Genomic DNA, 10,665 nt, shown 5'->3' with positions numbered 1-10,665 from the left:
TCGGAGTATTAAGGGAGGCGTTTCAAGGCGTTACCCTATCATTCCACCTCTCAAACTGAAAGTTCTCCACTAACGTCTGTTAAGCCGTTAGTGTGCCTAGTCTTTTCAACTAGAAACATGTCGCACTATTTTCACCTTCTCTGTCGCTATCTGTTGCAACAATAATTGTATTTGCCTTTTTGAGCAGTTCTGCAACAATTTTAAACTGCTTTCCCTTATCTGTTGCAACTTCAAAATCGTATCGATCAGGAAAAATCGGCAAAGATTCAAGTTTCCAATTTTGCCACTTTTCGTCATAATGACTTGGTTCTGCTAATTCCACTAAATGCCCAAAACCAAAGGTGATAAACGTTTCATCTGTAAATAGTGGGTCTTTGATCTCAAAATAACCGTCTTTTTTGGTGCTTTGTTTTAAAGAACTTGCGTAGGCTAATGCCTGGCTTGGTTTTTCAGCTAAAATAACCGTACTCATTAACTATCCCTCTTTTCATTTTTTTCTTTGATCTACTGTCACGTTATATCTTGATCGATACCTTCTAAACGTTCGGCGATTGATTCCAGTTTGTTCTTCAACTTCTTTATCGGATAAACCATTCAAAAACAAATCGAAAGCATGCTTTAAACGTGGATCATTTTTTAATTTCAGTTGCCGACCTTTGAATTTGCCTTTTTTCTTAGCAATTTCGATTCCTTGTGCCTGACGTTCCTTAATTTTTTTTCGTTCTGATTCTACTTGATACTTGTATAATTCAATGACAAGGCTATTAATCAAACGCCTTAAATTTTCATCTTCAATACCATTCATTGAGGGTAAATTTAAGACTTCCAGGGTTGCCCCCTTAATTTGAATTCGATTCATCAATTTGTCATTTTTATATTTAATTGGCACAGCTTTTTCTAATTATTTGTCATATTCATAGTCAACTATAGCTACAAAAGCAACTAATTTTGGAGATAGATTGAGATATTTAAAAATCCCTCATGAAAAATTAGTTGCTTTTGTCACTTAGCACTGAAAATTTATGCCATTTATCTAGAAAAATGACACCTTCACCCTAAAAAATAAATCGAGTTGTGTGTCTGTTTTCGGCCATTTTGATATCTTATTTAAACTTTCTTGAATAAATGTACGATCTAAACGCGGTCAATGGAACATCCGTTTCAAGCCCTTCGTGTAAGAATGATGAAAATGCTGCAATTAAAAGGGCTCAAAAATGAAGCACAGAAACTGAAAGTAAATTGGCGTTTCTTAACTAAAAACAGATGGAATATGAAAAAACTTGGTATAGTTTCCGTGCACCTAAATTCCCACTTCTTACAGAAAGTTTAGACGAAGAATTTAGAAAAAACTACAAAATTTACTCAAATATAACGGAGGTATACGAAGTGCATTGATTTCTCCCCATACCAATGACAAAATAGAAGGCAAGAATACCCATATTAAACAATGAAACGTGTATCTTATGGATTTAAATCATTTGATAACATGAGCATTTTTTATTTGACTTCTAGTATTCTTTCTTCTTTTAACATAACTTTTTTCTTATTTATCTTCCAAATCGTGGATGGCCTCTTTTTTTTCTTCAAACCAAACTGCACCAACCAACTCTTGCCCAATTTCAAACGATAGCAATCCCCTGGTAGATCGGTAAAAGTGACTTGTCCGGTTTGATCTGTTAGTTCTTGATAGGCTTTTCCATTACGCCGCAGGGCTTTTTTCCCTTTTTTATCATAGAGTGCGATTGGCGTATGTTCTGCCACGCCTTCTAAGCAAACAGTGAAATCAAAACGCACTTTCCGCAATCGGTAACGGGCGATCACATGATACAATTGATAAATAGCGGCTAAGATCAACAGGCCCATCCCCCCCAAGATAGCGATTTGTTTCAACTTACGAAAACGATCGCCTATGACTTGTTTTTTCTCGGCAGCCGGTGTATATGGCACGCGTTTTCCTGTGACTAACAAACGGTGACTATTGATCATATAAGGGGTACAGGTCATGAGCGTCACCAAGTCTTGGCCTGGTTCGATCTTTAAAACCGAAGTCTGATCTGGCGTCACGACTTGGCTGTCAAACACTTCATAAGCCAAGGTTTCCCCTAAGACATTTAGCAGAAAAATATCACCGTTTTTAAGCTCCGGCAGATTGGTGAAGAGTTCCCGTTCTGGCAAGCCACGATGAGCCGAGATCACCGCATGGGTACTTGCGCCACCAACAGGAAAGGACGTGCCATCTAGGACCGTCGCACCTTGTTCCAATAAATCATCATTGGTTGTATCGAATAGCGGTAACTCAATGGCCAAATCAGGAAGATTGATGGTCCCAATCAAATGCTTTTTGTAATAAGCAGCTGAAACCGTACCACCATTCGGATTCGCAAACGGATCGACACCCGGAGCTAACCCGCTGTCGCTCAATTTATTATTTTCTTCCGCCAGTCGCTTGCGTTCGGCTTCAAATTCTTTCTGGCTTTCCTTCAAATAGCGATCGACGCGCACTTGATCGATCACATTATTCAACGCATCGACATAAAAAGGATAGAGCATGGTCAAGATGCCGACCATAAAAATGAGGATGATCGCAATTTGCGAGATCACTTGCCGATTTTTCTTCATTTTTTCGCTCCATTCTCCAGATAATAAGTAACTTTCTTACCGTGCTTTTTCTTCGTGACGTGGCTTAAAACAAACTGCCGATCTTTTAAACGGCGGACCTTGCCCTTAACTGGTTTTGTCGACCCATCGATCGCCTTGGCATAATAACGACCCCCTCTGATCTCAGGGAAAGACACCCATCCATCCACCTGGCTTACAGCAACTGGTTGGCTAGTGACATCTGTTGCCCAGCGTTTTTTACGTACTAAGGTAAAAGTCACGCCTGCTTTGGGTTGACCATTTTCCAATAAGTAAAAACAAAAGTCATAACTGTGTTTGCCACTTTGATAATAGACGAACTTGCGATACATCCAATAGAAAATCATGGCAAAGAAAAGCGGGATCAGTAGTAAATACAAGCGAAAACGCCGTTCGACCGCTTTTTTGGTACTGGTCACTTCCTCCGCCATTTCCTCCACATAAGGTACGCGGTGTCCAGTGACTAATAAACGATGGGTATTGATGCCATAAGGTGTACAAGTCAATAAGGTCACCAAGTCACGCCCCGGTTGGATGACCACTTTGTCGATATCCGACGGTAAAACAATCTGGATGTCATCGACCGCATAAGCCAATTTTTCCCCAGCAATGGTCAAATAAAAATCATCGCCAATCACCAACTTTTCTAAATCTGTAAAAAGTTTACGTTCCGTCAAGCCACTGTGGCCTGAGATCACCGAATGGGTACTATTGCCACCGATCGGATAAGACGTTCCTTGTAAAATCGTCGCGCCTTTTTCTAAAAGAGCAGCATTGGTTTCATCAAATAAAGGTAAGCTGACCGAAATTTTTGGAATATAGATAGCACCCACGGTATGCTCTTCATAATAGGCTTTACCCAGATCTTTGGCATCATCGACCTCATTTTCAAACGGGTCTTCTACCAGTCCCATGCCAGGAATATTGGTCATGTTCTTACTTTCAGCTAGCTCTTTATTTTTTTCGGCCATTTCTTGGTGCCTCTTTGCTTGTTCTTTGGTATTTGTTGCGGCCATCTCAGCCAAGTTTTTTTCCATCATCTTTTGGTCATAATAGGAATTCACCGCATTGGCCAAAAAGGGATAGCTGAAAATAATGGCACCGGTCGTAAATAAAATCGCCATTAGCAGTTTTAAAATCAAATTGATCCGTTCGTTTTTTTGGCGCTGATCCATGCTTGCACCTCCTTCTCCCTATTTAAAAGAAAGAAAAGGCAACTTCAAGAAATGAAGCTGCCTTCTCCCTATTTTAAAACTATATCTTAGACTTCAGCTTGTGTTTTAGATTTCTTGAACCAAGCGTAAGCACCGATCATAAGAGCAGCACCGATAAGTAAGAAGGCATAGATCCCGTTACCACCTGTTGATGGAAGCAGACCTTTAGGCGTGTTAAGAACAGGCTTTAGTTCTTGACTGCCATATTGACCGTGTTCAACAGTGAAATCGACATCTTTATCAAGTAACACATATTTATCACTTGAAGTCGCTTTTTCTTCTAATTGATAGTCACCATTTTTCAAACCAATTACTTTCAACTCACCTTTGTCGTCAGAAACGATCTTCGTTGCTTTTGCTTCACCAGTCGTCCATTCTTTAAAGATATATTCACCTTTAGTGTTTTTAGCATCTTCAAATATTGCAAAGTTAGAGCCTTGTTTTACGACAAATTCCGCACCAGATAAGGTTGCACCAGATTGCGAATCTTTTTTGACGAATTTATAACCACCTGTACCAAATTTCGTTGGTGGTGTAATTTTATCTTGAGGGTTGTTACCAATTGTTACTTGGGCACTATTGTTTACTAAATCGTCAGGATTTACTTCAGCAGTTAATTTCATTTTGTAAGTAGCAATCAATTGACTACCAGCTAATCTTCCTACATTTTCACTTTGGTTCAAAGTAACAGTAAATCCGCCAGGTGCAGAATCTTCAGCTAATTCATAGTCAGTTTTAGCTACTAAACCAGTTGCTGCAAAAGAATCTTTTACATAAGCAAGTCCAGCAGTTGGCGTATCAGTTACAGAGTAAGTGACGCCATCTTTCAGAATGTCCGCAGGAATATTTAAAGTTAATTTATATTCGATTTCATCGCCAGTTGTAAGGTTATGATATATTCCATCAGCACCCTTAACTTCAGTGAACTTATCTAAATTGGCAACTTCTTTTTTATCAGTCTTGGTTTCGTTCTTTGGATAGACTTGAACGTTGGTATTGATTGTATCTGAATATTTGCCACCTTTAAACGTATAGATTGGCATTGCTAAAACGATTGGAGCGGCCTTTGTCGTTACGGAAACATTGCCTGGCGTGCTTGTTTCAACAAACATATAGACTTTATCTTTGTCGTGGTCTTTTAAAGCAAGTCCTTCAAAAGTTGTTTGACCTTTGGGATCCGTTTTTTGTTCTGCTTTTGCTACAGTTGTGTAATCTGACGCATTATCAGCAATTTCTTTTGTTGCTTCTGCTTGTGACTTCTTACCACCTGCAATCAGAGCAAGATAAGCATCTGTTACATCATAGGCTGTAAAGCCGGCTCCTTTAAGTGGAGCTCCACCAAAGTCCATTTCTTCCCCAGTATTTTGCATGGAACCTTGTGCTGGAGCTTCGCCATCTTTCCAGATTCGTTTGTTGATCGTTACATTTGTCGTTGTTGCTTCAGCAGCACTTACTGTTATCGCACCAAACACGCTGGTGAATAAAGGCACTACAAGTAGGGCTGAAAAAAGTGTTTTCCATAATTTCTTCATTTTCTAATTCCTCCTTGATTTTTTGTACAATATTCCAATAGACCTTAGTCTTTTGTACCTTTGATTAATTGTTTCGTACAGAGTGTTTCCGCCATAAAATGATCGCCGTACCGATCAAAAGAATCCCCAATATACCTAGGAAGGATTTTGCTTCACCTGTTTGTGGCAAGCGTTTCTTCGGTTTACTTGGTTTTTTAGGTTTAGTTGGTGTCACTGGCTTTTCAACGATTGTTCCCACATTTTTAGGATAAAGGTGAACGGTAGCTAATTCTTTGTCCGTATAGGTTTTACCGTCTGTGCTCATTTCATATACTGGTAAAGCCACTACTAAGGGTTCGGCCGCTTTTTCGACTTTTACCTTTTCAGGATCAGGCAATACCGTTTCAACAATCAGGTAAACCGCATTTTTACCGCCACTGCTTTTAGGTAGTTGGATAAATTTGATTGTGCCTTTTTCATCAGTCAGGCCTTGTTCTCTGATAATTTTTTGATAATCAGCAACATTTTCTTGAATCATTCGAATAGTTGTTGTTTCGTCAGATCCTTTGACCAATTTATAGTAATCCTCTGTAATGTCATAAATCGTAAATCCAACCCCTTCGATTGAATCTTTTGTATCTTGATCGGCCGCTCCCGTATTTTGAATAGTTGCATCAGGTGCTTGGTCCCACAATTGTTTGTGGATTACAATATCGATCGTCCCATCATCCGCAAAGGCTTGTTGCCCCGTAAAGATCCCTACCAGCAAAGTTGAAAGAAGTAAGGTGATTTTGATGAACAATGATTTATTCTTCATCTTAGTTCAACTCCTTTCGATTACGGTAGAAGTAGCAGATCGTAAGAGCACCTGCTGCTGTGACAAGAGCTAAGGCTACTATGATGAAAGTCTGTATACCTGATCCGCCGGTTGCTGGCAGTTGTCCTTTGGGTGTATTAGCAACCGTCAATTCGATGACGTTATTGTCCTCATCTTTTAGATTTACTTTGATAGCATCTTTATCAAGATCTTTACCATCATAAGTCACGTCGCCGACAGTTCCGTCCGCATTTATAGTGACCTCGAAAGTCCCTTCTAAAAGGACAAACCCTTCTGGTGCTTTCGTTTCTTTGATAACGTAAGTTCCTGGACGAACACCGTAATGTTTACCCGAAGCTTCTAAAAACTGACCCGTTCCTTCATCATTGGTCTTCAGAGTAGCCAAAATCGTATTGGAATCCTCTTTTGTGGCTAAGCTGAATTCAGTATCTGCTAATGGTTTGTTGCTTTGCGAGTTCTTTTTAAGAATTGAAAAGTCAAAATCACGCAGTTCATTGTATTTGATTAAAACAATCTTATTATCACTCGTTAAATAGAAACCATCTGTCATTGGTTTTGAGTTAGGGGTGATTTCTTTGCCATTTGCATCAAGTAGTTTCCCAGCGCTATCGATTTGGAACTTAAAGACTGTATCATCTTTTTTATAGCCTGTCGGTACCGTCGTTTCTTCCAAGCTGTAATAGCCTGGTGCCAGTCTAGCAAAAGATTTGGCATCACTTCCGATCAAATCATCACCGACAACTTTACCATCATTCGTCCACTTATCTTCATATTGCTTCAACGTAAACTTCGCACCGTCTAATGTTTTACCACTATCTTTATTATATTTTTCAACCAATAAAGGACGTTTGCTAAACTCATTTTCAATGGTGTACTTGATAGTGTTGTCTTTGATTTCAATACCCGTTACAGCATCGTTGATGGTTACTTTACCTTCTGCACTAACGTTGACTTTCCAACTAGTTGTAGTAGCCGTATGTCCAGCTGGTGGTGTAACTTCTGTCAATGTATACTCAGTATTTAATTGCAGCTTGTACTTATCATCAGACAACGTATAGGTTCCATCCCCGTTGTCCTTAAGTTCAACGCCTGCATTTGGCAAACTACCTCCACTTAGTCTAAAGACTGCTCCTTTAAGAGGTGTCTTTCCTTGATCAGAAATTTTAGTGATCTCTAAAGCAAATGGTGTGTAGATTTTTTTATTGGTCCAAATGGTTTTAGCAGCATTACTTGAAGATTCATAGCCATTGACCGTTGCTTCTTCAAAGCTATAAGCAAAATCTTCCCCTTTGTTGTTGAATTGTGGCAACCAAAGCGATTCAGTAGCTCCTTGTGTTTCTGCTACTTTTTCAATATTGGTCTTTTCCCAGACATTAGTATCTGTAGCAACATCGCTTTTAGAAAGACGAATAAAACCTTGCTTCCAAGAATTGCTCTCTGTGGTATCTTTTCGGTTCAAGGTGAAATCAAGAGAATCGGGACGTTTACTCGTATCCTTATCGTATTCTTCCCAAATCTTTTTCAGATTAAGTTTCACCCCCGGTGCCTTTGCGGAAGGAACGCCAAAGTCTACTTTATTATCCGGATTGTCTCCGTTTGGTGTCAAAGTTGTTTGACCATTCATCGGATACCATTTTTCCGGCGTGAAATCTTTATCTTCTGTATTGATACGCACTTGATAATGGATCTGAACTTCCTGATCCTGACCCAAGTTCATGTGATTCACCGTCAATTGACCATCTTGGATCGCCGCACTTGGCAACTCACTTGCTGGCACAGTTTGCTTGCCGACACTCGTAACGGTCACCTGGTTGTTCGCATATTGAAATTGCGTACCAGTCGGGTCTGTGATCGTGCCGTCGGTGACAGTATTAAAGTTTTTGATAATATCCTTTGCCTGATTGTTCAAATAAGCCTCAACAGCATCGGCACTATCAGCATCTTCGTATAGATCCGGTGAAGTGGGAATAAGTTCCATATTTTGACGCACGTCTTCGTCTGACATGTAGCCTTCCGACCAGTAGCCGTCGTCGCCAGCCAGTTGAATGCCTAAAGCGTGCACCACATTACCGCTATCTTTTGCCTTCTTAGCCTCACCTAATGTTGCTGGCCAAGTATCATATATACGATGACCTGAACTATCGGTGTATGGCCATTGAAGTTCTGCGGTATAGCCGGGTTCATCTCTGGTGGTTCCAAAGTTAGTGCCATACAATATGCCGTTTTCCATCACAGAATTTTTTACCTTATCAGAAAAAGTCGGCACACCGTCTGTTAACAAAATCATCATTTTTTTATTGCCGCTGGTGTCCGCATTCAGCATGGCTGATCCTTTCCGCAAACCAATCTGCGTATACGTACCCCCTTGAAACCTTGGACTCAATGCACCATTAATCGCTTGTTGCTGGCTGGCATTACCTACTTTGCCTAATTTGACACTAATATAACCCGATTGGCCACCAATATAACCAGGACTAGAAAACCCAATTAAACCAACATTGACGTAATCACCCAGACCGGCGTTTTGAATAGAATTCAAGAAATTTTTCACACCATTTCTGGCTGCACCAGCACGATCATTCCAGCCGTTTCTTTGACTCGATTCCATACTTCCTGACATATCCACCACCAAAACAATATCAACTGGTTTGATATCTTGTTGCTTATTACCTTTTACATTCAAATATACATCGTAAAGCCCTGGTATACTCGCTTCTTTGGCATACTTCCGAATGGCAAAATCTGTTTGTTTTTCACCATACTGGATATAAGAATGTGTTGTGTCTGATGGATCGCCATTCCAGCTAGTTACACCATCCCAAGTGGCAAAGTTGCGTTCCTTGTTACCTTGGTGGTTGATCACATTTGTTTGCCCAGCTGGTTGCCAGCTATTAGTGGGAAAGGTTCCTTTTGTAGCATCTGTCGTATATTCTGGCGCAATATTGCTCTCATTTTTATCCGGCTGCATTTCTATCGCATGTGCGATACTTGAATAAGCAGTCAAGATTGGCGGGATAAAGCCCATCAAAATAGCAACCATCATAAACCAGACCAATTTTTTCTTCTTCATTCCTTCCCTCCTCTAAAAAACATTATATCTATTCTTAAACAAAATTTAAATAGCACTACCTAAAATTTGATACTGCCATCTAAATTATAAACAATTTATAGCGCTAATACTGTTATACTTGCAGTGCTTCCAAACGTTTTTTCTTGACTTCAATAAACAATCTTTTTGTTCAGGCGTAAGATTATCTTTTTCTTTGAATGAACCACTCGTTTTAGATTGCTTTACCCATTTGTCAAATGCTGAAGCCGTTAGTTCATATTCTCGAATGATTTCTACACGTGGCTTTCCAGCTAAGTAAAGATTGACGATTTGTTGCTTGAATTCTTATAAAAAAGTTCTTCGTGTTCTCTTAGACATAAAAATTCCTCCTGGTATGTTTTCTTCTAGTCTACACACCTTAATTTTTCTGTCTAATTAATTGTAGCCTATCCAATCTCCTATAAATAGCTCTAAATAGCGACCACTTATAATCATCAAGAATAGCAGATGCTACTCCCCCTACTCCTAAGAAAAATACTAAAAGAAAATACAAAAATAGCATCAGATTCGGCCACAATGACAAAAGAACCATTAAAAGAGAAACTAAGTCAGCTGTAACAAAAATAAATCTTCAAAAGAACAGACCATTCTTTGATTCTATTAAGAACAGATAACACCTCCTCCGTCATCAATCAGTCCACCTGTTCTTTCTTCTTCTTTGGATCAATACTCTTTAAAAACCTCTCCTCCAATACCAATAAATGACGATAAACATCATCCATCGACCAGCCTGAAGAAAGACTAAGACAATATAAAAAATCACAAGGTAACGTTTTTACTGCACGATTCCTTGTTACCCAGCTTGCTACTGTACTCTGCTTATAGCCATGCAACTTACAAAATTGCTCTACTGTCAGACCTAACCGCGAAATAATAAACACATTGATCGGGTAGGGATATACAAAGGTATTGATACTCATAGTCAGAAAGACCTCCTACCATATTATTACGTTTGCGATAATAGTACTACTCTTTCTTAAGACCAGCAAGCAAGGCGGAGAAAAAAAGGCCGTATCATAGATATAATGTAAAAGGCAATTTGCACCTTTTAATTTCAACCTGTATCGATCATGAACAAATCTGTTTGCACGCCGATCTTATTAGCTTCTATCAAGCGTTTCAATGCTGTATGGATAAACGTGTATTCTCTTCCAAAAGCTTCTGAGATCACAGCGAAATAAGCCCCCTGGCTTTCTTTTTTTTTCCGGATAACGGAGCGCATCAATCCGTGTATCGAAGCTAGAATAATCCCTCCATTACGACCAGCACGAACACGAAAATGAATTTTGTTCTCTTCTCTCAACTGCTTCAGTACTTTGTCCAGGGAACGTTTTGGGATCTCTAAACGTTCAGTTA

The 10,665-nt window shown here is 39.5% G+C and carries 7 protein-coding genes and 4 pseudogenes; 1 reads left to right on the top strand and 10 read right to left on the bottom strand.

Translation table 11 applies throughout. The features are described 5' to 3' along the window. Nucleotides 1-109 precede the first annotated feature (109 nt). Together ACWOEC_RS11625 and ACWOEC_RS11620 are read right to left on the bottom strand one after the other, a co-directional pair. Entirely contained in the window at nucleotides 110-472 is a 363-nt protein-coding gene (locus ACWOEC_RS11625) for a toprim domain-containing protein (protein WP_439187114.1), read from the bottom strand. A gap of 15 nt (nucleotides 473-487) precedes the next feature. After that, a pseudogene (locus ACWOEC_RS11620) lies at nucleotides 488-865 on the bottom strand (recombinase family protein); the annotation flags it as partial. Nucleotides 866-1,141: 276 nt separating this feature from the next. Between ACWOEC_RS11620 and ACWOEC_RS11615 the strand changes: the two are divergent. Then, a pseudogene (locus ACWOEC_RS11615) lies at nucleotides 1,142-1,495 on the top strand (transposase); the annotation flags it as partial. Nucleotides 1,496-1,497: 2 nt separating this feature from the next. Here the strand turns inward: ACWOEC_RS11615 and ACWOEC_RS11610 are convergent. From ACWOEC_RS11610 to ACWOEC_RS11575, 8 genes and pseudogenes are all read right to left on the bottom strand, one after another. After that, nucleotides 1,498-2,619: a class C sortase gene (locus ACWOEC_RS11610; RefSeq protein WP_455308357.1), complete on the bottom strand. Its 1,122-nt coding sequence runs from the start codon at nucleotides 2,617-2,619 to the stop codon at nucleotides 1,498-1,500. Continuing rightward, nucleotides 2,616-3,812 carry a class C sortase gene (locus ACWOEC_RS11605; protein WP_439187116.1) on the bottom strand — a complete coding sequence of 399 codons (1,197 nt, stop codon included), beginning with the start codon at nucleotides 3,810-3,812 and terminating at the stop codon, nucleotides 2,616-2,618. The genes ACWOEC_RS11610 and ACWOEC_RS11605 overlap by 4 nt, the downstream gene beginning before the upstream one ends. Nucleotides 3,813-3,898: 86 nt before the next feature. Further along, nucleotides 3,899-5,383, bottom strand: a complete 1,485-nt coding sequence (locus ACWOEC_RS11600) for a SpaH/EbpB family LPXTG-anchored major pilin (protein WP_455308355.1) — start codon at nucleotides 5,381-5,383, stop codon at nucleotides 3,899-3,901. Between the two features lie 64 nt (nucleotides 5,384-5,447). Next, nucleotides 5,448-6,179: a pilin N-terminal domain-containing protein gene (locus ACWOEC_RS11595; protein WP_131501040.1), complete on the bottom strand. Its 732-nt coding sequence runs from the start codon at nucleotides 6,177-6,179 to the stop codon at nucleotides 5,448-5,450. 1 nt (nucleotide 6,180) lies between these two features. Beyond that, nucleotides 6,181-9,270 carry a SpaA isopeptide-forming pilin-related protein gene (locus ACWOEC_RS11590; protein ID WP_455308352.1) on the bottom strand — a complete coding sequence of 1,030 codons (3,090 nt, stop codon included), beginning with the start codon at nucleotides 9,268-9,270 and terminating at the stop codon, nucleotides 6,181-6,183. A 135-nt stretch (nucleotides 9,271-9,405) separates the two neighbouring features. Continuing rightward, nucleotides 9,406-9,579, bottom strand: a pseudogene (locus tag ACWOEC_RS11585) (IS3 family transposase); the annotation flags it as partial. A gap of 362 nt (nucleotides 9,580-9,941) precedes the next feature. After that, nucleotides 9,942-10,229, bottom strand: coding sequence for a type III secretion system protein PrgN (locus tag ACWOEC_RS11580; RefSeq protein WP_439187120.1), 288 nt, complete (start codon nucleotides 10,227-10,229; stop codon nucleotides 9,942-9,944). A gap of 134 nt (nucleotides 10,230-10,363) precedes the next feature. Further along, nucleotides 10,364-10,665, bottom strand: a pseudogene (locus ACWOEC_RS11575) (primase C-terminal domain-containing protein); the annotation flags it as partial.

Source organism: Enterococcus bulliens (assembly GCF_053761865.1).
This window is presented reverse-complemented; position numbering and strand designations above follow the sequence as displayed.

Bases quoted from the DNA above. Each gene is read 5' to 3' on its own strand.
- ACWOEC_RS11625 (WP_439187114.1), bottom strand. From the start codon at position 472: ATGAGTACGGTTATTTTAGCTGAAAAACCAAGCCAGGCATTAGCCTAC.
- ACWOEC_RS11610 (WP_455308357.1), bottom strand. From the start codon at position 2,619: ATGAAGAAAAATCGGCAAGTGATCTCGCAAATTGCGATCATCCTCATT.
- ACWOEC_RS11605 (WP_439187116.1), bottom strand. From the start codon at position 3,812: ATGGATCAGCGCCAAAAAAACGAACGGATCAATTTGATTTTAAAACTG.
- ACWOEC_RS11600 (WP_455308355.1), bottom strand. From the start codon at position 5,383: ATGAAGAAATTATGGAAAACACTTTTTTCAGCCCTACTTGTAGTGCCT.
- ACWOEC_RS11595 (WP_131501040.1), bottom strand. From the start codon at position 6,179: ATGAAGAATAAATCATTGTTCATCAAAATCACCTTACTTCTTTCAACT.
- ACWOEC_RS11590 (WP_455308352.1), bottom strand. From the start codon at position 9,270: ATGAAGAAGAAAAAATTGGTCTGGTTTATGATGGTTGCTATTTTGATG.
- ACWOEC_RS11580 (WP_439187120.1), bottom strand. From the start codon at position 10,229: ATGAGTATCAATACCTTTGTATATCCCTACCCGATCAATGTGTTTATT.